We start from the raw sequence: 23,520 nt of genomic DNA, 5'->3' as shown, positions 1-23,520 counted from the left end.
TTCGCCGTGATCGAACTGTCCCCTATTGATCAGCAGTTTTTAACCTCACTGACGATTGGAGTTCTTCATGGCGAAAATCAACCTGGCCCAGCAATTGGCGACCACCCTTGAACAGGCGGGCATCAAGCGTATCTGGGGCCTGACCGGCGACAGCCTCAACGGCCTCACCGACGCCCTGCGCACCATGGACAGCATCGAGTGGATGCACGTGCGCCACGAGGAGGTGGCGGCCTTCGCCGCCGGTGCCGAAGCAGCGGCCACGGGTGAACTGACGGTCTGCGCCGGCAGCTGCGGGCCGGGTAACCTGCACTTGATCAATGGCTTGTTCGATTGCCATCGCAACCATGTGCCGGTGCTGGCGATCGCCGCACAGATTCCGTCCTCGGAGATCGGCCTGAACTATTTCCAGGAAACCCATCCCCAAGAGCTCTTCAAGGAGTGCAGCCACTTTATCGAGCTGGTCACCAACCCCGAGCAGATGCCCCACGTGCTGCACCGCGCCATGCGTTCGGCGATCCTCAATCGCGGCGTGGCAGTGGTGGTGATTCCGGGTGACGTATCGCTGCTGGAAGTGGAGGACAAGCTCAAGCCCTGGCCAGCCCTGCACGCGCCGCGCACATTGCCCGCGGAACAAGACCTGCAACGCCTCACCGAGCTCCTGGAAAACAGCCAGAAGGTCACCCTGCTGTGCGGCAGCGGCTGCGCCGGCGCGCATGACCAAGTGGTGGCCCTGGCTGACGCGCTGGGCGCACCCGTGGTGCATGCCCTGCGCGGCAAGGAACATGTGGAGTGGGACAACCCGTTCGATGTGGGCATGACCGGCCTGATCGGCTTCAGCTCCGGTTACCACGCCATGCTCGGCTGCGACACGTTGATCATGCTCGGCACCGACTTTCCTTATCGCCAGTTCTACCCCACTGACGCCAAGATCATCCAGGTTGACCGCAACCCGCAGGCCCTCGGCCGCCGCGCCACGCTGGACCTGGGCATCGCCGCCGATGTCAGTGAAACCATCGACGCCCTGCTGCCGCGCTTGACGCGCAAGACCGATCGCAGCTTTCTCGAGACCTCCTTGAAGCAGTATGAAAAAGCCCGCCAAGGGCTCGATGACCTGGCTCAACCGTCGAAGGCCAATCGGCCGATCCACCCACAATACGTGGCGCGTTTGCTCAGCGAGTTGGCGGATGACGATGCAATCTTTACTGCCGACGTCGGCTCACCGACCGTGTGGGCTGCGCGATATTTGAAGATGAACGGCAAGCGCCGCCTGATCGGTTCGTTCAACCACGGCTCGATGGCCAATGCCATGCCCCAGGCCATCGGCGCGCAGGCGGCCTTCCCGGATCGCCAGGTGATTTCGATGTCCGGTGACGGCGGCTTTGCCATGTTGATGGGGGATTTCATTTCCTTGGCGCAGTTGAAACTGCCGGTGAAAGTCATCGTGTTCGATAACGCCTCGCTGGGCTTTGTCGCGATGGAGATGAAAGCCGCAGGCTACCTGGACGCCGGTACCGAACTGAAAAACCCGGACTTCGCCGCCATGTCCAACGCCATGGGTATCCTCGGCATTCGCGTGGAGCAATCCGAAGACCTGGAGCCGGCCCTGCGCCGCGCCCTGGCCCATGATGGCCCGGTGCTGGTGGATGTGGTCACCGCCACCCAAGAGCTGGTGATGCCGCCGACGATCAAGCTGGAACAAGCCAAGGGCTTCAGCCTGTACATGCTCAAGGCGGTGATGAGCGGCCGGGGCGATGAAGTGATCGAACTGGCGCGCACCAACTGGTTGCGCTGACCCTCATTGGCGCAAGGAAGCGCCGCACCTGTGGCGAGGGAGCTTGCTCCCGTTGGACTGCGTAGCAGTCCCAGTCTTTTCAAACAAAGGCCTGGGGCCGCTTCGCGGCCCAACGGGAGCAAGCTCCCTCGCCACATTGAGAGTAAACACCTTTAAGTGGGCGGGTAATCAGCCGTGCTGCTTGGCCACCCACTTGGCGTAAGCATCAATAAACGCCTGCAGGAACGGCTTGGTCTTTTCAGACACCTTGCCCGCCTCGTCAAATACACTGCCCGCGCCGCCCAGGTAGGCCTCCGGCTGCTGCATGCAGGGCACATCGAGAAACACCAGGGACTGGCGCAGGTGATGGTTGGCGCCAAAACCACCAATCGCCCCCGGCGACACACTGATGATCGCCCCCGGCTTGCCACTCCAGGCGCTCTGCCCGTAGGGCCGAGAACCTACGTCGATGGCATTCTTCAAGGGCGCGGGCACGGAGCGGTTGTATTCCGGGGTCACGAACAGCACCGCGTCGGATGAGCTCACGTGCTGACGGAAAGTACTGTAGGCTGCCGGCGGTGTCGCACCGTCAATGTCTTCGTTGTAGAGCGGCAAGTCGCCAATTTCCACAATGTTCAACTTCAGGTTGGCAGGGGCCAGTTCGGCCAATGCCAGCGCGACCTTGCGGTTGATCGAGTCTTTTCTCAAGCTGCCAACCAGGACGGCTACGGTGTAGACCTTGCTCATTGGGGGTTCCCGACGTCTGACTAAAGGAGCTTGTAGTTATAGAGTCTTCGCGGCGTGTTCACCAGAAGGTTTTGATAATCCTCCGGGCATTTGCATCACGCAGTGACATGTAGGAATCATCTGAAAAGATAAGCGAATAGTATTTTTATTCCGTAAGTAAACTACCCCGCTCCCTGACGGTCTACAGAACCGCAAATCGAGTGTTTATCTCCAGAGGTTCTAAACAGATGGCAGCAGTACTAGTCGGACAGTTTCATGCCAGAGACGCAGAAGGACGTGTGTATTCGGTGCATGAGTTCCAGGAATCCAACCCGGCGCAAGGCGACCTGGCTGGCTCGGCACCTACCACCACCTACAAGCTGGCCATTGGCGATCGTGTAGAAAAGCTGGAAGGCGACGAATTCAAGTTGATTCAATCGGGCACGATTCTCGTGCGCGAGTCGCAAACCACCCTCGCGTCATAAGATCACGCCTTATCCACCTGCTCAGTCCTGGCCATTGATGGCGTCGACTGGGCTGGGGTGATCACGGCCGGCGAATCTCCGTGACCTCAATGCCCTGCTCCCCCTCGACCTTCTTCAAGGTCACCATCAAGCGTCCCCGCTCGCCCTCCACGGCAAACATCGAACGCTGGTAGCCCGCGCTGTGGTAACCCGGATGCGCGACCACCTGCCTGACCAATGCCACTTCCAGGACTGCCCCCACCTGTTCGGCCACCTGTTCCTGGGAACGGATGAACGTTTCAAGTGCCAGGTTTTCCGGCGTGCTTTCGTTTTGAGCGTTGAAGAGATAAGCAGCCACGCACCCGACGGTCACCAAGACCAGCAGTTGCTTGGCCGTTACCCCGAGGATCGAGGGTAGAGGCATGTGAGACCAGACCTGTTTTTGTTGTTAATGCCGGCAGCCGGCTTTGGTCGTTGATGATCAGCGCAGCCATTCTATTGAATCCCCGGCGCGCTGCACATAGACTCCGGCGATGCGTTTACGTCATATCGAAGTGATTCAAGCCATCTTGCAGACCGGACACCCAGGCTTGGCCGCCGAGTGGTTGCAACTCTCCGTGGGCGATGTGGACGCGGCGCTCAAGGAGGCCGAGGCGCAATTGGGCTTTATGCTGTTCGCCAGCGTCCGTGGACGCTTGCAGGCGACACGGGAAACCCTGGAGCTGCAGGCGGAAATCGCCCACGTGTATGAGGCGCTGGAACCGGTGCAACGCCTCGCCAGCCGCCTGAAACACCATCACGCCCCGACCCTGCGCGCCCTCTGCACCCCGCCCCTGGCCAATCAACTGTTGCCGCAAAGCATTGCGCTGCTGCGCCGACGCTTCCAGGACACGCCGTGCAACCTGTCAAGCCAGCCGACCCGCGAGATCGTCAGGAGCCTGCTGCTGCACGAAGCCGACGTAGGCCTGAGCCTGCATGACCCGGAACACCCACAGATCCACAGCACCGTGCTGGCCCAAGGCAAGCTGCAATTGCTCGCGCCGCATGGCTGGCTCAAACCCAAGCAGAAGTACATCGCGCTGCAGGACCTGGCCGGGCAAGCGATGATCGGGCTCGAAGGCCAGGACCCGCTCAGCCGCTTGCTGGATGCCAAGCTGCAAGCCCTGCGCCCGCTGCCGGTGGTGCAGACGCGCGTACAGACTTACCAGATGATGCGCAGCATGGTGGAAGCGGGAGAAGGCCTGGCGGTGGTCGACCCTTTCACCGCGTTCGGCGCACGCGAGGCCGGGCTGGATGCGTGCCCGGTGTCGCCGCCGATCATGGTCAGCCTGTATGCGCTGACCCTCAAGGAGGGCGTGACCTCCCCAGCGCTGAATGCACTGCTGGAGATCGTGACGCAGAAGGCCGAAGGGCTGTTGGCGGGCTAAGCCTTGTCGACTTCGTTCTTGAACAGCCGATACCAGAAAATCGCCACTTCGCGGGTTTGCGGATCAATGCCGCGATAGCGCAGGTGGTCGATGCCGCCCATCACGTAGCCGCAGCGCTCGTACAAACGGCAGGCCCCGAGGTTGTTGTTCTGGGTTTCCAGCATCATGCCGGGCAGGTTTTTCTTGCGGCTCCAGAACTGCGCCACATCCAGCAGCGCCTTGGCCACGCCATGGCGCCGGGCGGGCAAGGCCACGGCCAATTCGTCGACATGGGCAAAGCCGTTCCAATTGGTGCTGACCACGATGTGTCCTACCGGGCGGTCGTCCAAGTAAGCCATGAAGATCGCGCTGTCGGGCGCGTCGCGAAAACTGGCGAACTCTTCCGGATCGATGCCATAGCACTTGCGGTACGGCAAGATGCGCTCCACAGGCCATTGATCGACCCGCTTGCCCATCTGCGGCTCACCGTAGGCGCTGACTTCAAAGCTGAAATCATTGCCCCACACATAGGCGTCAAAGCCTTCGTCGGCGACCCGTACACTGAGCCCTGGATACTTCGGGTTCATTACAGCTTGCATAAACATTCTTAACCCTTGATGCAATCGACGGTGTAACAACGACCACTGCCGTCATCTTCGTGTTGTAACCCATGAACATCGGCGACAAAACCGGGGAAACTGCTATCGAACGTCCGGGCAAAGGCCAGGTAGTCGATAATCGAACGCGTCGACTCGGTGAAGCGCTCGCCCGGCATGATCAGTGGAATACCGGGCGGATAAGGCACCAGCATCACGGCTGCGATGCGCCCTGGCAAGGCATCGATGGAAACCGCTTCCACTTCACCCCTGACCAACTGGTCGTAGGCATCGGCGGGTTTCATCGCGATTTCCGGCAGAACGGTATACATCCGTTTAAGGTGCTTTGCAGTGGCGTTGCTACGGTAACAGCTATGCAGTTGGTCGCACAGGTCGCGCAGGCCCAGGCCTTGATAGCGCGTGGGGCCTTGGGCAAACACCGATGGCAAACAACTGGCCAGGCTCACATTGGCGTCGTAGCTGCGCTTGAACTCCAGCAATTCGGTGAGCAAGGTACTCCATTTGCCTTTGGTAATACCCATGGAGAACAGCACGAGGAAGGAATACAACCCGGTCTTTTCCACCACCAGACCACGCTCCCAGAGGAACTTGCTGACCACGGCAGCCGGAATCCCGCAATCGCTCAGGGCGCCGCCGGCGTTGAGGCCGGGCATCACCAGCGTCACTTTGATCGGGTCCAACAGCACGTAGTCCTCGGCGACCTCGCCAAAGCCATGCCAGTCAGCCTGGGGATGCAACAGCCAATCAGCGGTGACGACGCGGTCGATGCCCGCCACCGACGGCGGTTGCCAGATGGTGAACCACCAATCCTCGGCGGCAATGTGCTGGCGCAGGTTGGCCAGCGCCCGACGGAAGCTCAGGGCTTCGTCGAACATTTCCTGCAACAGCGAACGCCCGGCCGGACCTTCCATCATCGCCGAGGCCACATCCAGCGAAGCAATGATGCTGTACTGCGGCGACGTCGAGATATGCATCATGAAGGCTTCGTTGAAACGGTCACGGTCCAACTGACGCGCGCCGCCGTCCTGCACGTGGATCATCGAGGCCTGGCTGAACGCGGCCAGCAGTTTATGGGTGGAGTGGGTGGTGAACACCAGCGGGCTGTCCGGCGTGCGCGAAGTGCCCATGCCGTAGCGCCCGGCGAAGAATTCATGAAACGCCGCGTAGGCGTACCAGGCCTCATCAAAATGCAGCACCTCGACGCTGTTGCCCAATTGCTGCTTGATCAGCTCGGCGTTGTAGCACAGGCCGTCATAGGTGGAATTGGTGACCACCGCCATCTTGACCTTGGGCGCCCGGCCACGGGTCAACGGGCTGGCGTCGATCTTGGCGCGGATCGACTCGGGGCTGAATTCGCTCAAGGGAATCGGGCCGATGATCCCCAGTTCGTTGCGCTCCGGGCACAGGTACAACGGGATGGCGCCGGTCATGATGATCGAGTGCAACACCGACTTGTGACAGTTGCGGTCCACCAGCACCAGGTCATCGCGCCCGACCATGGAATGCCACACGATCTTGTTGGCGGTGGACGTGCCGTTGATCACGAAGAAAGTGTGGTCAGCGCCAAAGTTGCGGGCGGCGCGGGCCTCGGCTTCGGCCAGCGGCCCGGTGTGGTCCAGCAGCGAGCCCAGCTCGGGCACCGACACCGATAAGTCCGAACGCAGGGTATTTTCCCCGAAAAATTGATGAAACGCCTGCCCCACCGGGCTTTTGCGGTAGGCCACGCCGCCGCCATGGCCGGGGGTGTGCCAGGAATAGTTGGAATCAGCGGTGTGCTGCACCAGTGCCTTGAAGAACGGCGGCAACAGGCCATCCAAGTAAGTGCGCGCCGCACGGGCAACTTGCCGGGCGAGAAACGGCACGGTGTCTTCGAACAGGTACAGAATGCCGCGCAGCTGGTTAAGCTCGCTCATGGCGTCAGCCGGCGCATTTTCCAGGGTGACTTGCTCGCCCAAGGCAAAGATCGGCAGATTCGGCGCCCGCAGCCGCGCGAGCCGGATCAGCTCGACCATGTTCTGCAACAGATGGGTATTCTCGCCCGCGCCTTCGGCGGCGATCAGCATGCACGCCAGGCCATGATGGGTGGAGGCCACCAGCCGGCCCTCGGCGTAGTCCACTGCCGAGAAAATACTGAAGCCCTCCTGTTCCAGCTCTCGAGCGATGCCTCGGACCCGGTCACCGGCGACGGTGTCGGCCTTGATATCGCGGTGCACGATAAGGACGGGGAACTTCAGGTCTTTGTACATGAGTGCTTGTCGTCCTGAGGGTTATGCACTCAAGGGTAGAAGCTGGGAGTGGATGTGGCGAATGAAGATTTCGCAGGCAGATGGAGATCAACGGTGGGAGGGGCAAGCCCCCTCCCACCTTTGGATTGCGTGCAGCCAGGCTATTGCTGGGTCAGTTGAGTCCACAACGCCGGCGCACCCGCCGACTTGGCAATCGCCTCCAACCTTGCCGCATGCTCGGCCAAGTCTTGCTCACTGGCACGAATAATAGGCGTGGGCTTGCGATCAGCCGGCAGCCGGCGGATTTCCGAAGGACGGTTACCCGAGCCTTCCGCCGAGCCCGTGCCATCCGACGCGTTGCCCGCCAGGGACAGGCTGGTCTGCCCGCCGGTCATGGTCAGGTAGACGTCGGCGAGGATCTCGGAGTCGAGCAAGGCGCCGTGCAGTTCACGGCCGGAGTTGTCGACGCCATAACGTTTGCACAAGGCATCGAGGCTGTTGCGCTGGCCGGGGTGACGCTCACGGGCCATCATCAAGGTGTCGAGGATCGAGCAGTGCTTGGAAATGTCTGCGCGATCGGTCTGCCCCATCAGGGCGAATTCGTTGTTGATGAAGCCGACGTCGAACGCCGCGTTATGGATGATCAACTGGGCGCCGTTGATGAACTCGAAGAACTCATCGGCGACTTCGGCAAAACGCGGCTTGCCCTTGAGGAATTCGTCAGTGATACCGTGGACGCCGATCGCGCCTTCGTCACTGTCGCGGTCCGGTTGCAGGTAGACGTGGAAGTGACGACCGGTGAGGCGGCGCCCCATCAATTCGACACAGCCGATTTCAATGATCCGGTGGCCGTCGGTCACCGGCATGCCGGTGGTTTCGGTATCGAGTACAACAGATCGGATGGCCATCAGGGTTCAGCTCTCAACGGTGTGGTGTGCAGTGTGGTGTGCGTCAACGGGTGCGATCTTAACACGTGAGTCGCCATCAGCTCTGCTTGTAGCCGCGCACTTCGTCCACGCCCCGGTTGGCCAGCTGGTCCGCGCGCTCGTTGCCAGGGTGGCCGATGTGACCGCGCACCCATTTCCAGGTGATGTCATGGCGATTGCATTGCTCGTCCAGCAGCTGCCACAGGTCGGCATTTTTCACCGGTTCCTTGGCCGCAGTCTTCCAGCCACGCTTCTTCCAGTTGACCATCCACTCGTTGATGCCCTTCATCACGTATTGCGAGTCGGTCACCAGCAGCACGTTGCAGCGGCGCTTGAGTTCTTCCAGGCCACGAATGGCGCCCATCAGTTCCATGCGGTTGTTGGTGGTGTTGGCTTCACCGCCCCACAACTCTTTCTCCACGCCCTTGCACACCAGCAACGCGCCCCAGCCGCCAGGGCCCGGGTTGCCTTTGCAGGCGCCATCGGTGAAGAGTTCTACGCTATCGGTCATCGGTTACTCGGTATTCATTCAAGAAGAGGGTTGCGCATCGCTTTGCTTGCGGTTGACCTTGGCCATCGGCATCGGCACCAGTTTGCCCATCGGCTCACGGCGCACCTGCTGCACCGGCCGCAGCCCAACCACGATCTTGCGCGCCACCAGCAGATAGAAGCCGCCACCCGCCAACTGCCAGGCACCTGCGCGGCGCTCCCAACCGGCCAGGCGGCCTTGCCACTTGGTCGACGCAAGCGGCGGACGATAGCACCCGAAGCGGCGTTTCTCCAGCGCGAAGCCCAGCAGGTTAAGCCAGTCGCCCACCCGCTGCGGCGAGATGCAACGCGCCTGGCGCAGGCCATCGTGGGCGAACGCATGGCGCAGGCCCCAGCTGCTCCAGGGGTTGATCCCCACAATCAGCAAATGGCCACCCGGCCGTACGCTGCTCGCCGCTTCGCGCAGCAAGCCATGGGGTGACAGGCAGAAATCCAGGCCATGCTGCAACACCACCACGTCGGCGGCGTGCTCGCTCAAGGGCCACGCCTGTTCTTCGCAGACGATCTCCACCCCCGGCAACGGCGCCCCCAAGCGCACATTGCGCTGCACTTGGGGCGCACACGGCGGCGTTTCGGCCGAAGGGCCGTAATGCACCAGATAGCCACCAAAGAACCGGCCCAGCTCGTCTTCGAGCATGCGCCGTTCTTCGTCCAGCAGAAATTGCCCGATGGGACCGGACAGCCATTCGCGGGCGGCGCTGATCAGGGCCAGCCACTCAGGATCGGCCTGGGCGAACGCTTTATCAGTCATTGCATTCTCCAACTCGCCTAGACGTTCTAAGATGCACCAATGTGTTCAGCTTGGCGAATCGAAGAATGATACAGATCAGTGCCCTGCCCGCCTTCACCGATAACTACATCTGGTTGTTACAGGACCCGCACACCCAACGCTGCGCCGTGGTCGACCCCGGCGATGCCGCCCCGGTGCTGGACTGGCTCGAACAGAACCCAGGCTGGGCCCTCAGCGACATCCTGGTCACCCACCACCACCATGATCATGTCGGCGGCGTCGAACAGCTCAAAGGTGCTACCAACGCCAAGGTCTACGGCCCGGCCAACGAGAAGATCCCCGCACGGGACGTGGCCTTGAACGATAACGACCGCATCACGGTACTCGGCTGGGACTTCGACATTTATACAGTGCCCGGCCACACCCTGGGCCATATCACCTTTTATCACAGCGGTGTGCTGCTGTGCGGCGACACCCTGTTCGCCGCCGGCTGCGGGCGCCTGTTCGAAGGCACGCCGGAACAGATGTACACCTCCCTTGAACGGTTGGCCGCCCTGCCCGCCGACACCCGGGTGTACTGCACCCATGAATACACACAAAGTAACCTCAAGTTCGCCCAAGCGGTGGAACCGGATAACGCCGATATCGCCGAACGAGTGGAAAGCGTCCGCCAACTGCGCGCCCGTGGCGAGATCACATTGCCTTCCAACCTGGCCCTGGAGCGGCTGACCAACCCTTTCCTACGTACCTCTGAAACATCCGTTAAACAAAAAGCGGACGAACGGAATGGCCGCGACAACCGCTCTGGGGCCGAGGTGTTTGCTAGCTTGAGGGCGTGGAAAGATAAGTTCTAACCAGAAGCAATCTGATACGTAATTTCTGAATGGTTGACCGGAACCGAACGGGTTTCTAGAATCGCCCGACATTTTTGCCCGGAACTTACTTCCAGCCAATGTCGTCATCTATTCGTAAATCCAACCATTCAGACGCATTGACCCGCCTGGCTCAAGCTGTGGCGGTGGCTGTGTCCGCCACGCTGGCGGGCTGCCAATCAAGCAGTTTCACCGCACAATCCACCGTGCATCCCAAGCCGAACCTTAGCGCCAAGATCAAACAGAAACCCGTCATTTGGCTGTCAGAGAAGCCTGCACCCGAAGTGCCCCAGGACGTCTGGGAACGCATGCGACGGGGCTTTCAATTGCAGGAAGGCCTAGGCGTCAACCCGCGCATCGAGCAACAGCGCCTGTGGTTCGCCAGCAACCCTTCCTTCCTGGAGAACGCCGGAGAACGCGGCAGCCTCTACATTCACTACATCGTCGAACGCCTTGAAGAACGCAACATGCCCCTGGAGCTGGCGCTGCTGCCGGTGATTGAAAGTGCCTACAACCCGATGGCCTATTCGCGCAGCGATGCGGTCGGCCTGTGGCAGTTCATCCCCTCCACCGGGCGCTACTTCAACCTGCGCCAGACCCGCGCCTACGACGGCCGCCGCGACATCACCGCCTCCACCACCGCCGCCCTCGACTACCTGACCCGCCTGCACGACATGTTCAACGGCGACTGGCTGTTGGCCCTGGCCGCCTACAACGCCGGCGAAGGCACGGTGAGCCGGGCAATCGAGCGCAACGAGAAGCTCGGCCTGCCGACCGACTACTGGAACCTGCCCCTGCCCCAGGAAACCAAGGACTACGTGCCCAAGTTCCTGGCACTGTCCCAGGTGGTGCTGGCGCCCGAGGCCTATGGCGTCAACCTGAACCCGATCGCCAACACGCCGTACTTCGAAGTGGTTGAAGTCAAGCAGAGCATGGACCTGTCACGGGTTGCCGCGCTGGCCGAGATCGACGAAGACGAACTGTTCCAGCTCAACCCTGCCCTGAAACAACGCACCACCCTGGACGGTCCCCAGCATTTGCTGGTGCCCAGCTCCAAGGCGCAACTGCTCACCAGCACCCTGTCGACGATGAAGCCGGAAGAATTACTGGCGATGCGTCCGAAAAAGCAGGTGTTCGACGAAGTCGAGACCGCCCGGGTGGCCGGCCGCAGCCGCAGCTACAAAGTGCGCAGTGGCGACAACCTCACGCTGATCGCCAAGGCCAACAAAGTCGACGTGCATGACCTGCAACGCTGGAACAAGCTCAACGGCCAGGCCCTCAAGGTCGGCCAGACCCTGGTGATGCAGGACACGCGCAAGCTGGTGGCCAAGGCCGACAGCAAGAAGCCAGTGCAGTACAAAGTCAAGAAAGGCGACTCGCTGTACATCGTCGCCAAGCGCTTCAACGTTGAGATGCAACATCTCAAGCGCTGGAACCCGCGCACAGGCCAGGCGCTTAAGCCAGGGCAGATGCTGGTGGTTTCCGGGCCACGCTAACTGACAAACCAGCCTGTTTGTGTGAACAGGCTTGTATGGTGAACAGGCTTGCTGTGTTGAGCGGGCTTGTTGTGGTGAGCGGGCTTGCCCCGCGCTGGGCTGCGAAGCAGCCCCAATGGCTACACGCATTCCTCCAGACAAAACTCACCGCCTGGTTCCAGGGCTGCTCCGCAGCCCAGCGCGGGGCAAGCCCGCTCACCACAACAAGCCCGCTCCCACATAGGTTTATCGCCGATTTCAAGATGCTTTTTCCAACCGGAACAAGCTGTTACTGTACCGATCATAAAGCCCAAGCCGCCTGGATCGGATCTCTGACTTGAAGCGTCCCCTCCTTCTACTAATAAGTCTGGCCTTGAGCTTTGGTGCGAACGCGACGATTACCGAGAACCACGGTTATACGCAGTTCGGCAGCCTCAAGTACCCGGCCAAATTCACCCACTTCGATTGGGTAAACCCTGCAGCGCCGAAAGGCGGGACATTGCGGGTCATGGCATTTGGCACCTTCGATACCCTCAACCCCTATACCTTCAAGGGCTCAAGCCCGGTTTCCACGCCCAATTTCCTGCAATACGGCGTGAATGAGCTGAATGAGCCATTGATGGTCGGCACGGGCCTTTATGCGCCGTCCGGCGATGAACCCACCTCCAGTTATGGGCTGATCGCGCAGTCGGTAGAGTACAGCGAGGACCGCAGTTGGGTGGTGTTCAACCTGCGCCCCCAGGCGCGCTTCCACGATGGCAAGCCAATCACCGCCTACGATGTGGCGTTTTCCTATCGCACGCTGCTGACCGAAGGCCACCCGCAATACCGCACCAACCTGCAGGAAGTGGCACGGGTGGATATCCTCAACCGTCACCGCATCCGCTTTGTGTTCAAGCGCGCCGGCAACCCGTTGCTGATCCTGCGCCTGGGCGAATTGCCGGTATTGCCCCAGCACTATTGGAAGAACCGCGACTTCAAGGCCACCACCTTCGAACCGCCGCTGGGCAGCGGGCCATACCGTATCACCAAGGTTAGCCCGGGGCGGCAACTGGTGTTCGAACGGGTCAAGGACTACTGGGGCAAGGACCTGCCGGTCAACCAGGGTTTCTATAACTACGACAAGGTCGAAGTGGAGTTCTACCGCGACAGCGACGTGGCCTTCGAAGCCTTCAAGGCCGGCGAGTTCGATATCTATATCGAGCACCAGGCCAAGAACTGGGCCAACGGCTACACCTTCCCGGCAGTGAACCGGGGTGATGTGATCAAGGCGCAGATCGCCCACCAGATCCCGACCCAAAGCCAAGGCCTGTTCATGAACACCCGGCGGCCGACCTTCAGCCAGACCAAGGTGCGCGAAGCCCTGGGACTGATGTTCGACTTCGAATGGACCAACCGCACCCTGTTCAGCAGCGCCTATAAACGCACCTTGAGCTACTACCCCAACAGCGAGTTCGCCGCGACCGGCGTGCCCACCGGGCATGAATGGCTGATGCTCTCGCCGTACCGCGACCAGTTGCCGGCCAACCTGTTTACCCAGCCGTTCAGCCTGCCCCAGACCGACGGCCGCGGCATCCCCCGCGAGACCCTGCGCCACGCCCTGGCGTTGCTCGGCGAGGCCGGTTGGAAACTGTCAGGCCAACGGCTGCTGAACAAGGACGGCCAACCCCTGCGCTTCGAGATCCTGCTGGTCAACCCGAACCTGGAGCGCATCCTGCAGCCCTACGTCGAGAACCTGATCAGCATCGGCATCGACGCACGCCTGCGGACCGTCGACCGCGCCCAGTACAAGCAGCGCCTGGATCAATTCGACTTCGACATGATCCTGATCACCCTCAACCAGACCTTGAGCCCCGGCCTTGAGCAGTGGCAGTACTTCCACTCCAGCCAGGCCGCGATCAAGGGCAGCAAGAACTACGCAGGCATCGCCAACCCGATTGTCGATCACCTGCTGGAACAACTGCTGGCCGCCAAGACCCGCGAGGAGCAACTGGCCGCCGGCCGTGCCCTGGACCGCGTGCTGCTGTGGCAGCACTACAGCATTCCCAACTGGTACCTCAACTATCATCGCTTGGCGTACCGCAACCGGTTCGCCTTTGTCACCACGCCGCCCTACAGCCTGGGCCTGAGCGCGTGGTGGCTGAAAGCTTCGGAGAAAGCCCAATGATGTATTTGCGTACTGCCCTGCTCGGCAGCCTGCTGCTGTGCACCGTGGCCCAAGCCGCTCCGCAACATGCGTTGACGCTGTACAACGAACCACCGAAATACCCCGCCGACTTCAAGCACTTCGACTACGTCAACCCGGACGCCCCCAAGGGCGGCACGTTCCGCGAGTCGGCCATGGGCGGCTTCGACAGCCTCAACCCCTACATCAGCAAAGGTGTGCCGGCCGATAACCTGAGCCTGATCTACGACACCCTGGCCATGCAAAGCCTGGACGAGCCCATCACCGAATACGGCCTGGTCGCCGGCAAGATCGAAAAAGCCCCGGACAACAGCTGGGTGCGGTTCTACCTGCGCCCCGAAGCACGCTTCCATGATGGCAACCCGATCCGTGCCGAAGACGTGGTGTTCACCTTCCAGGAACTGATCAAGGAAGGCTCGCCGATCTATCGCACGTATTACGCCGACGTCGACGAAGTGATCGCCGAAGACCCGCTGAAGGTGCTGTTCAAGTTCAAGCGCACCAATAACCGCGAATTGCCGCTGATCCTCGGGCAACTGCCGGTACTGCCCAAACATTGGTGGGCGACCCGCGACTTCGCCAAGGGCAACCTGGAAGTGCCGCTGGGCAGCGGGCCGTACAAGGTGGCCGAGGTCAAGGCCGGGCGCATGATCCGCTATGAGCGAGTCAAGGATTACTGGGCCAAGGACCTGCCAGTCACCCAAGGTTTCTACAATTTCGATAACCGCATCACCGACTACTACCGCGACAGCACCGTGTCGCTGGAGGCGCTGAAGGCCGGGCAGTTCGATTACTGGCTGGAATTCAGCGCGAAAAACTGGGCCAATGCCTACAACATCCCGGCAGTGGCTGAGGGCCGCTTGATCAAGGAAGAAATCCCCAACGGCAACCCCACCGGGATGCAGGGCTTTGTGTTCAATACGCGCAAGCCGATGTTCCAGGACGTGCGCGTGCGCAAGGCCATCAGCCTGTTGCTGGATTTCGAGTGGAGCAACAAGCAGCTGTTCAATGGGGCCTATACCCGCACCCGCAGTTATTTCGAAAACTCGGAAATGGCCGCCACCGGCCTGCCCGGCCCGGACGAGCTGGCGATTCTCGAACCGCTGCGCGACAAGATCCCGCCCGAAGTCTTCACCCAGGCCTTCGAACCCTCCAAGACCGATGGCAGCGGCATGATCCGCAACCAACAGCGCGAGGCGTACCAGTTGCTGCAGGACGCCGGCTGGCGGATCGTCGATGACAAGATGGTCGACACCACCGGCAAGCCGGTGAAAATCGAATTCCTGCTGGCCCAGACTGAGTTCGAACGCATCCTGTTGCCGTTCAAGCGCAACCTGGCCGACCTGGGCATCGACCTGGTGATCCGGCGAGTGGACGTCTCGCAATTCGTCAACCGGATCCGCTCGCGGGATTTCGACATGCTGGTGGGCAGCTTCCCCCAGTCCACCTCACCGGGCAATGAACAACGGGAATTCTGGAAATCCTCCAGCGCCGACAAGCCGGGCAGCCGCAATTACATGGGGCTCAAGGATCCAGCCGTCGACCAACTGGTAGAAGAACTGATCGATGCACACTCGCGAAAAAGCCTGGTGGCCCACGCCAAGGCGCTGGATCGCGTACTGCAATTTGGCTACTACGTGATCCCCAATTGGCACATCAAGACCTACCGCGTGGCGTATTGGAATCACCTCGGGCACCCCAAGGTCCCGCCGCGCTACGACGTCGGCACCGCGACCTGGTGGGCCAAACCCAACGTCAAACCGGCTATTCCTTTAGACACAAGCACCAACGCCGATCCGGCGAGCGGAGGCGATTAAATGCTGGCCTATATCTTTCGCCGCCTGTTGCTGATCATCCCGACGCTGTTCGGGATCCTGCTGATCAACTTCGTCATCATCCAGGCCGCCCCCGGTGGCCCCGTGGAGCAGATGATCGCCAAGCTCGAAGGCTTTGAGGGCGCCACCAGCCGCATTGCCGGCGGCGGGGCCGAAGTGTCGGTGGCCGGCTCCAGCAGTTACCGTGGCGCCCAGGGCCTGGACCCGACGCTGATCAAGGAAATCGAAAAGATGTACGGTTTCGACAAATCGGCACCGGAACGCCTGTGGATCATGGTCAAGAACTACGCCCAGCTGGATTTTGGCGACAGCTTCTTCCGTGACGCCAAGGTCATCGACCTGATCAAGGAAAAGATGCCGGTGTCCATCTCCCTCGGGTTATGGAGCACGCTGATCATGTACCTGGTGTCGATCCCCCTGGGGATTGCCAAGGCCACCCGACATGGCAGCCATTTCGACGTATGGACCAGTTCGGCAATCATCGTCGGTTATGCGATCCCGGCGTTCCTGTTTGCGATCCTGCTGATCGTGGTGTTTGCCGGCGGCAGTTATTTCGACTGGTTCCCCTTGCGCGGGCTGACGTCGAACAACTTCGACGAGTTGAGCTGGGGCGGCAAGGTCCTCGATTACTTCTGGCACCTGGCGCTGCCGATTACCGCGCTGGTGATCGGCAACTTCGCCACCATGACCCTGCTGACCAAGAACAGCTTTCTCGACGAGATCAACAAGCAGTACGTGATCACCGCCAAAGCCAAGGGCCTGACCAACCACCGTGTGCTGTACGGCCACGTGTTCCGCAACGCCATGCTGCTGGTGATCGCCGGTTTCCCCTCGGCGTTCATCGGCATCTTCTTCACCGGTTCATTGCTGGTGGAGGTGATCTTCTCCCTCGACGGCCTGGGCCTGATGAGCTTTGAAGCGGCGATCAACCGCGACTACCCGGTGGTGTTCGGCACGCTGTTCATCTTCACCCTGCTGGGGCTGATCGTGAAACTGATCGGCGACCTCACCTACACCCTGGTCGATCCGCGAATCGACTTTGCCAGCCGGGAGCATTGAGATGAACCTGTCCCCCCTCAATCGCCGCCGGTTCGAGCGGTTCAAGGCGAACAAGCGCGGCTGGTGGTCGCTGTGGCTGTTCCTGATCCTGTTCGTGCTGAGCCTGGGCGCCGAGCTGATCGCCAACGACAAGCCGCTGGCCGTGCACTACGACGGCGGCTGGTATTTCCCGGCGCTCAAGCGCTACCCGGAGACCACCTTTGGCGGTGAATTCCCGCTGGAGGCCAACTACAAGAGCCCGTATATCCAGGAACTGCTCAAGGCCAAGGACGCCTGGACGTTGTGGGCACCGATCCCGTTCAGCTACCAGAGCATCAACTACGACCTCAAGGTGCCCGCACCGGCGCCGCCCTCTTCGGTGAACTTGCTGGGCACCGATGACCAGGGCCGCGATGTGTTGGCGCGGGTGATCTACGGGTTCCGCGTGTCGGTGCTGTTTGCACTGACCCTCACGGTGCTCAGCTCGATCATCGGCGTGATCGCCGGGGCCTTGCAGGGCTTCTATGGCGGCTGGGTCGACCTGGCCGGGCAGCGCTTCCTGGAAATCTGGTCTGGGTTGCCGGTGCTGTACCTGTTGATCATCCTCGCCAGTTTCGTGCAGCCCAACTTCTGGTGGCTGCTGGGGATCATGCTGCTGTTTTCCTGGATGAGCCTGGTGGACGTGGTGCGCGCCGAGTTCCTGCGCGGGCGCAACCTCGAATACGTGCGCGCGGCCAGGGCCTTGGGCATGCAGAACGGCGCGATCATGTTCCGCCACATCCTGCCCAACGCGATGGTCTCGACCATGACCTTCATGCCGTTCATCCTCACCGGCGCCATCGGCACGCTCACCGCCCTGGACTTCCTCGGCTTTGGCTTGCCGGCCGGCTCGCCGTCGTTGGGTGAGCTGGTGGCCCAGGGCAAATCCAACCTGCAAGCGCCGTGGCTGGGCATGAGTGCCTTTGCCGTGCTGGCGATCATGTTGAGTTTGCTGGTGTTTATCGGCGAGTCCGCTCGCGATGCCTTCGACCCGAGGAAATGAGATGAATCAGGACAATCTGATCGAAATCCGCGACCTCTCCGTCGAGTTCGTCACCGGCGACCATCACCAACGCGTGGTGAACAACGTCAGCTTCGACATCAAGCGCGGCGAAACCATCGCGCTGGTGGGCGAAAGCGGTTCGGGCAAATCGGTCACCGCCCACTCGATCCTGCGCCTGCTGCCCTACCCGCTGGCGCGGCATCCTTCCGGCACCATCAACTATGCCGGGCAGGACCTGCTGACACTGAAAGAAAAAACCATCCGGCACATTCGCGGCAACCGCATTGCGATGATCTTCCAGGAGCCGATGACCTCGCTGAACCCGCTGCACAACATCGAGAAACAGATCAACGAAGTGCTGGGCCTGCACAAGGGGCTCACCGGCAAGGTCGCCACCCAGCGCACTCTGGAGTTGCTGGAACTGGTGGGCATCCCCGAGCCGCACAAGCGCCTCAAGGCCCTGCCCCATGAACTCTCCGGCGGCCAGCGCCAGCGGGTGATGATCGCCATGGCGCTGGCCAATGAACCCGAACTGCTGATCGCCGATGAGCCGACCACGGCCCTCGACGTGACGGTGCAGTTGAAAATCCTCGAATTGCTCAAGGAGCTGCAGGCACGGCTAGGCATGGCGCTGCTGCTGATCAGCCATGACTTGAACCTGGTGCGGCGCATTGCCCATCGCGTGTGCGTGATGCAAAAAGGCTGCATCGTTGAACAGGCCGATTGCGAGACACTGTTCCAGTCGCCCCAGCACCCCTACACCCAGGAGCTTCTGGCGGCGGAACCCAGCGGCGGCCCGGCGACCAATGTGATTGGCCCGCCGTTGCTGGAAGTCGATGACCTGAAAGTGTGGTTTCCGATCAAGAAGGGCTTTTTGCGCACCACCGTCGATTACGTCAAGGCGGTGGACGGCATCAACTTCAGCCTGCCCCAGGGACAGACCCTGGGCATCGTCGGCGAAAGCGGCTCGGGCAAATCCACCCTGGGCCTGGCGATTCTGCGGTTGATCGGCAGCAAGGGCGGCATTCGTTTTGAAGGCCAGCAACTGGATCGGCTCACCCAGCAACAGGTGCGACCGTTGCGTCGGGAAATGCAGGTGGTGTTTCAGGACCCGTTTGGCAGCTTGAGCCCGCGGATGTGCGTCAGTGAGATCGTCGGCGAGGGGCTGCGCATCCACAAGATGGGTACGCCTGCCGAGCAGGAGGCGGCGATTATTGCGGCGCTCAAGGAAGTGGGGCTGGATCCGGAATCGCGGCACCGATACCCGCATGAGTTCTCTGGCGGTCAGCGGCAGCGTATTGCCATTGCCCGGGCGTTGGTGCTCAAGCCACGCCTGATTCTGCTGGACGAGCCGACCTCGGCGCTGGATCGCACGGTGCAGCGGCAGGTGGTCGAGTTATTGCGCAGTTTGCAGGCTAAGTACAACTTGACCTATCTGTTTATCAGCCATGATTTGGCGGTGGTTAAGGCGTTGAGTCACCAGTTGATGGTGGTGAAGCATGGGCAGGTGGTGGAACAGGGGGATGCAGCGGGGATTTTTGCTGCGCCGCAGCATGGGTATACGCGGCAGTTGTTGGAGGCGGCGTTTTTGGTGCCTGCTGCTCGCGTTGATTGACGCAGTACCTATCCGTTAATGGGGGATGGCTGTCCGCCCTTACGGCGGGTCACTTTTGAAAAGAGCCGGGATACCGGCCCAGCCAAACGTATCGACGTGATGTAGGGAGATCAACCAGCTCTGCTTTTGATCTACACCACGCCATGCCGAGCCTAGGCGAGGCACCGAGTAGTGGGCGAAGCGTTTTTGGCGCGCTTCCAAAAGTGCCCCGCTGTAAGAGCAGAACCCTAAGTAGCCGTTACCGAAGAATCGGATATGTACGCCAATCCCATGGAACTTTGCCAGGAAATAACCGCCTGAATCCGGTACGCTCACCCTTTTTACTCAAGGAGTTACTCCCCATGGCCAAAGCCACCGCCCGTCACATCCTCGTTTCCACTGAAGACAAGTGCAACGAACTCAAGGCCCAAATCGAAGGCGGCGCCGATTTCGCAGAAATCGCCAAAGCCAACTCCAGCTGCCCTTCCAGCCGCGACGGCGGCAACCTGGGTTCGTTCGGTCCAGGCCAGATGGTCAAGGAATTCGACACCGTCGTCTTCAGCGCCCCGGTCAACACCGTGCAAGGCCCGGTGAAAACCCAGTTCGGCTACCACCTGCTGGAAGTCACCAGCCGCCAGGACTGATCCTGTCTGTGCTGATGCTATAAACAACGGCCCGCCTTTTGGTGGGCCGTTGTGCATGTGATGACTGGCGACGCTGATGCCGTTAGCGTACAAATCCCTTTTATTCTTCACACGGCGTTCAAGGCTGACAATGCGATTGGCTTTTTCCTACATGCTGAGCTCGACCCTGGCCCTGCTGCTGGCCAGTTCCGCCGTGATCGCGGCGCCCCAACCCTACCTGACGGTGTACGGCGAACCGGCCAAGTACCCCGCCGGCTTTACCCATTTCGACTACGCCAACCCCAACGCTCCCAAAGGCGGCAGCCTGCGCCGCTCGGCCATCGAGATTGGGCGCTTCGACCATGTGCTGCCGTATATCGACAAAGGCATCGGCGTGTCCCAGGTCGACGGCTGGCTCTACGCGCCCCTGGCCCAGCGCTCCCTCGACGAGCCCTACACGGTCTACGGCCTGGTCGCCGAGAAGATGGAACGCGCCGACGATGGCCTGTCGCTGCGCTTTTTCCTCAACCCCAAGGCACGCTTTGCCGACGGCAAGCCGATCACCGCCGAAGACGTGCGCTACAGCTTCGACCTGTTGATGACCCAAGGCAGCCTGCGCTTTCGCACCCTGTTCGCCGACGTCAAGCACGTCGAGGTCGAGGGCGAGCGTCAGGTACGCTTCGATTTCTCCAGCAATGAAAATCGCACCCTGCCCCTGGATATCGCCACCCTGCCCGTCTTCCCGGAGCACTGGTGGAAGACCCGCGACTTCGCCAATGGCGGCGGCTATGAAGCGCCGCTGGGCAGCGGCCCGTACAAGGTCAGCAAGATCGACTCCGGCAGCACCATCACCTTTACCCGCGACCCGAACTGGTGGGGCAAGGACTTGCCCGTCAGCCGTGGCCTGTACAACTTCGATCACTTGAGCCTGGAATATTTCGGCGACACCGAAGTGGCCCGCCAGGTACTGCGCGGCGGCGCCTATGATTTCAACCGCGAATTTTCCGCCACCGGCTATTCCATCGGTTACAACGGCCCGGCCCTGGATGACGGTCGCCTGCAACGCGCGCACCTGGCCAAGGAGATGCCGCAACCGGCCCAGGGTTATGTGTTCAACGTGCAAAAACCAGTCTTCAAGGACCGCCGCGTGCGCCAGGCCCTCGCGATGCTGTGGGACTTCGAATGGGCCAACCGGCAGATGATGCGCAATATGTATATCCGCCAACAAAGCTTCTTTTCCAATAGCCCGTTGGCGGCCAGCCAGCCGCCGACCCAAGAAGAACTGGCGATTCTTGAACCGTTGCGCGGCCAAGTGCCCGACGAGGTGTTCACCCAGGTGTTCAAGGCGCCGGTTACCGACGGCAGCGGCATGATCCGCGACAAACAGCTGCAAGCCTTGGCGTTGTTGGAAGAGGCCGGCTGGAAACCGGACGGCGACAAGCTGGTTAACGCCGAGGGCGAGCCGCTGGAGTTTACCTTCCTCAATGCCCAATCTGGCCTCGAACGCCTGTTGCTGCCGTACAAACGCAACCTGGCGCAGATCGGTATCACCCTGAATATCCGCCGTATCGACGCCTCCCAATATGTGAACCGGGTGATGGCACGGGACTACGACATGATCGTCACCGGCTTCCCGGTCACCACCTCGCCGGGCATGGAGCTCTACAACTATTTCGGCTCGGCCGCCGCTTTTGACCCCGGCGCCAACAACTACATGGTGCTCAAGGACCCGGCCGTCGACAGCCTGATCAAGGGCCTGGTCAAGGCCGACACCCAGGCGCAGATGCTCACCTACGCCCACGCACTGGACCGCGTGCTGCAATGGAACTACCTGTGGATTCCCAATTACTACCCGCCCGGCACGTCCGCCGCGTGGTGGAACCGCTTCGGCCGCCCGGCCATCGAGGCGAAAAACGACGAAGCCCTGGAAACCTGGTGGGAAATCAGCCCCACGCCCCTGACCAACGAGCAAATGAAGGCTGAGCTGAACAAACGCGGAGGTGCACGCTGATGTTTGCCTATATCGTGCGGCGCCTGCTGCTGATCATCCCGACGCTGGTGATCATCCTGTTGGTGAATTTCGTGATCGTGCAGGCCGCCCCAGGCGGTCCGGTGGAACAAGCCATCGCTCACCTGCAAGGGATTGGCGGCGGTGGCGTCGGCGGTTCATCCGGCGAAAGCATCAGCGGCGGCTCCCGCGCCAGCCGTGGCCTGGACCCGAAGCTGATCGCCGACATCGAAAAACAGTACGGTTTCGACAAGCCCGCGCCGGAACGCCTGTGGCTGATGCTCAAGAGCTATGCGCAGTTGGACTTCGGCAACAGCTTCTTTCGCGGCAAGACCGTGATCGACCTGATCCTGGAAAAAATGCCGGTGACCATTTCCCTCGGCCTGTGGGCCACGCTGATCACTTACCTGGTGTCGATACCCCTGGGAATTCGCAAGGCGGTGCGCCATGGCAGCAGCTTCGACGTATGGAGCAGCACCGCGATTGTGATCGGCTATGCCATGCCTGCGTTCCTGTTCGCGATGTTCCTGATCGTGGTCTTTGCCGGCGGCACCTCGCTTAACTGGTTCCCGGTGCGCGGGCTGGTGTCGGAAAACTTCGAAGAGCTGAGCACCGTGGGCAAGATCGCCGACTATTTCTGGCACCTGGTCTTGCCGGTCACCTCGCTGGTCATCGGCGGGTTCGCCACGCTGACCATCCTGACCAAAAACTCGTTTCTGAATGAAATTACTCGCCAGTACGTGGTGACGGCGCGCGCCAAGGGTTTGAGCGAACGGCGCGTGCTGTACGGGCATGTGTTCCGCAACGCGATGTTGCTGGTGATCTCGGGCATTCCGCAGGCGTTTATCGCGGTGTTCTTTGCCGGCTCGCTGCTGATCGAGGTGATCTTCTCCCTCGACGGCCTGGGCCGCATGAGCTACGAAGCCGCGGTGTCCCGCGATTATCCGGTGGTGTTCGGTTCGCTGTTTATCTTTACGTTGTTCGGCCTCTTGATAAAACTCATCGGTGACCTCTGCTACACCCTGGTGGACCCGCGTATCGACTTCGCCGCGAGGAACGCCTGATGCTTAATCTGTCTCCCGTGGCGCGTCGACGTTTCGAGCGGTTCAAGAAGAACCGTCGCGGCTGGTGGTCGCTGTGGCTGTTTATCGGCCTGTTTATCCTGACCCTCGGCGGCGAGTTGATCGCCAATGACAAGCCCTTGGTGCTGAGTTTCAAGAACGAGCTGTATTTCCCGGTGTTCAAGCGTTACACCGAGCAGCAGTTCGGCGGCCAGTTGCCGTTCCAGGCCGACTACCGCCTGTCTCTTATACACATGTCCGAGCCCACGAGACCGATCAGTAACTCGTATGCCGTCTTCTGCTTGAAAAAAAAAAAAAAAAACGGAGATCGTAGGAATATAATACAGACTAGTATGCATACAAAGATGTCTAG

The 23,520-nt window shown here is 60.9% G+C and carries 20 protein-coding genes and 1 pseudogene; 14 read left to right on the top strand and 7 right to left on the bottom strand.

Annotated elements, in window-relative coordinates; genetic code table 11:
* The first annotated feature begins 67 nt into the window (after positions 1 to 67).
* Complete coding sequence (poxB, locus tag K7431_RS28180) at positions 68 to 1,792, top strand: ubiquinone-dependent pyruvate dehydrogenase (RefSeq protein WP_012723849.1); 1,725 nt, start codon at positions 68 to 70, stop codon at positions 1,790 to 1,792.
* A 168-nt stretch (positions 1,793 to 1,960) separates the two neighbouring features.
* On the opposite strand, the gene K7431_RS28175 is transcribed toward poxB, so the two are convergent.
* Entirely contained in the window at positions 1,961 to 2,518 is a 558-nt protein-coding gene (locus tag K7431_RS28175) for an NADPH-dependent FMN reductase (protein WP_012723848.1), read from the bottom strand.
* A 227-nt stretch (positions 2,519 to 2,745) separates the two neighbouring features.
* Here K7431_RS28175 and K7431_RS28170 point away from each other — a divergent pair, with 227 nt between their 5' ends.
* Complete coding sequence (locus K7431_RS28170; protein ID WP_016979714.1) at positions 2,746 to 2,982, top strand: hypothetical protein; 237 nt, start codon at positions 2,746 to 2,748, stop codon at positions 2,980 to 2,982.
* A 61-nt stretch (positions 2,983 to 3,043) separates the two neighbouring features.
* On the opposite strand, the gene K7431_RS28165 is transcribed toward K7431_RS28170, so the two are convergent.
* Positions 3,044 to 3,385: a hypothetical protein gene (locus K7431_RS28165; protein WP_012723846.1), complete on the bottom strand. Its 342-nt coding sequence runs from the start codon at positions 3,383 to 3,385 to the stop codon at positions 3,044 to 3,046.
* A 109-nt stretch (positions 3,386 to 3,494) separates the two neighbouring features.
* On the opposite strand from K7431_RS28165, the gene K7431_RS28160 reads away from it, so the two are divergent.
* Positions 3,495 to 4,388, top strand: a complete 894-nt coding sequence (locus K7431_RS28160) for a LysR substrate-binding domain-containing protein (protein ID WP_012723845.1) — start codon at positions 3,495 to 3,497, stop codon at positions 4,386 to 4,388.
* Here K7431_RS28160 and K7431_RS28155 read toward each other — a convergent pair.
* From K7431_RS28155 to K7431_RS28135, 5 genes are all read right to left on the bottom strand, one after another.
* Positions 4,385 to 4,966, bottom strand: coding sequence for a GNAT family N-acetyltransferase (locus tag K7431_RS28155; RefSeq protein WP_043206225.1), 582 nt, complete (start codon positions 4,964 to 4,966; stop codon positions 4,385 to 4,387). The genes K7431_RS28160 and K7431_RS28155 overlap by 4 nt on opposite strands.
* Positions 4,967 to 4,974: 8 nt before the next feature.
* Positions 4,975 to 7,230 (bottom strand): Orn/Lys/Arg decarboxylase N-terminal domain-containing protein, encoded by a 2,256-nt coding sequence (locus K7431_RS28150; RefSeq protein WP_012723843.1) that lies wholly within the window; start codon positions 7,228 to 7,230, stop codon positions 4,975 to 4,977.
* A 140-nt stretch (positions 7,231 to 7,370) separates the two neighbouring features.
* Positions 7,371 to 8,111, bottom strand: a complete 741-nt coding sequence (dnaQ, locus tag K7431_RS28145; RefSeq protein ID WP_163825756.1) for a DNA polymerase III subunit epsilon — start codon at positions 8,109 to 8,111, stop codon at positions 7,371 to 7,373.
* Between the two features lie 82 nt (positions 8,112 to 8,193).
* The gene (rnhA, locus tag K7431_RS28140) at positions 8,194 to 8,646 is read right to left on the bottom strand and encodes a ribonuclease HI (protein WP_003173571.1); all 453 of its coding nucleotides are present in this window, start codon (positions 8,644 to 8,646) and stop codon (positions 8,194 to 8,196) included.
* An 18-nt stretch (positions 8,647 to 8,664) separates the two neighbouring features.
* Positions 8,665 to 9,435, bottom strand: coding sequence for a class I SAM-dependent methyltransferase (locus tag K7431_RS28135; protein ID WP_043205244.1), 771 nt, complete (start codon positions 9,433 to 9,435; stop codon positions 8,665 to 8,667).
* 65 nt (positions 9,436 to 9,500) lie between these two features.
* On the opposite strand from K7431_RS28135, the gene gloB reads away from it, so the two are divergent.
* From gloB to K7431_RS28080, 11 genes and pseudogenes are all read left to right on the top strand, one after another.
* Positions 9,501 to 10,268 (top strand): hydroxyacylglutathione hydrolase, encoded by a 768-nt coding sequence (gloB, locus tag K7431_RS28130; protein ID WP_012723840.1) that lies wholly within the window; start codon positions 9,501 to 9,503, stop codon positions 10,266 to 10,268.
* A 98-nt stretch (positions 10,269 to 10,366) separates the two neighbouring features.
* Positions 10,367 to 11,782 (top strand): lytic transglycosylase domain-containing protein, encoded by a 1,416-nt coding sequence (locus K7431_RS28125; protein WP_012723839.1) that lies wholly within the window; start codon positions 10,367 to 10,369, stop codon positions 11,780 to 11,782.
* 316 nt (positions 11,783 to 12,098) lie between these two features.
* The gene (locus K7431_RS28120) at positions 12,099 to 13,928 is read left to right on the top strand and encodes an extracellular solute-binding protein (protein ID WP_012723838.1); all 1,830 of its coding nucleotides are present in this window, start codon (positions 12,099 to 12,101) and stop codon (positions 13,926 to 13,928) included.
* Complete coding sequence (locus tag K7431_RS28115; protein ID WP_043205243.1) at positions 13,925 to 15,763, top strand: extracellular solute-binding protein; 1,839 nt, start codon at positions 13,925 to 13,927, stop codon at positions 15,761 to 15,763. Before K7431_RS28120 ends, K7431_RS28115 begins: the two co-directional genes overlap by 4 nt.
* Positions 15,764 to 16,840 carry a microcin C ABC transporter permease YejB gene (locus tag K7431_RS28110; protein WP_012723836.1) on the top strand — a complete coding sequence of 359 codons (1,077 nt, stop codon included), beginning with the start codon at positions 15,764 to 15,766 and terminating at the stop codon, positions 16,838 to 16,840.
* A gap of 1 nt (position 16,841) precedes the next feature.
* Complete coding sequence (locus tag K7431_RS28105; protein ID WP_012723835.1) at positions 16,842 to 17,861, top strand: ABC transporter permease; 1,020 nt, start codon at positions 16,842 to 16,844, stop codon at positions 17,859 to 17,861.
* A 1-nt stretch (position 17,862) separates the two neighbouring features.
* Complete coding sequence (locus K7431_RS28100; protein WP_012723834.1) at positions 17,863 to 19,476, top strand: ABC transporter ATP-binding protein; 1,614 nt, start codon at positions 17,863 to 17,865, stop codon at positions 19,474 to 19,476.
* Positions 19,477 to 19,817: 341 nt separating this feature from the next.
* On the top strand, positions 19,818 to 20,099 hold the full coding sequence (locus tag K7431_RS28095; protein ID WP_010210937.1) for a peptidylprolyl isomerase: 282 nt from the start codon (positions 19,818 to 19,820) through the stop codon (positions 20,097 to 20,099).
* Positions 20,100 to 20,229: 130 nt separating this feature from the next.
* A complete protein-coding gene (locus tag K7431_RS28090; RefSeq protein ID WP_012723833.1) occupies positions 20,230 to 22,089 on the top strand; it encodes an extracellular solute-binding protein in 1,860 nt (619 codons plus the stop codon).
* Positions 22,089 to 23,150, top strand: a complete 1,062-nt coding sequence (locus K7431_RS28085) for a microcin C ABC transporter permease YejB (protein ID WP_012723832.1) — start codon at positions 22,089 to 22,091, stop codon at positions 23,148 to 23,150. Before K7431_RS28090 ends, K7431_RS28085 begins: the two co-directional genes overlap by 1 nt.
* Positions 23,150 to 23,520, top strand: a pseudogene (locus K7431_RS28080) (hypothetical protein); the annotation flags it as partial. The gene K7431_RS28085 and the pseudogene K7431_RS28080, both read left to right, overlap by 1 nt.

This window comes from Pseudomonas fluorescens group sp., assembly GCF_020093335.1.
Taxonomy (GTDB): Bacteria; Pseudomonadota; Gammaproteobacteria; order Pseudomonadales; family Pseudomonadaceae; genus Aquipseudomonas; species Aquipseudomonas petroselini.
The sequence above is the reverse complement of the archived record's forward strand: the minus strand, read 5'-3'. Positions and strand labels throughout refer to the sequence as shown.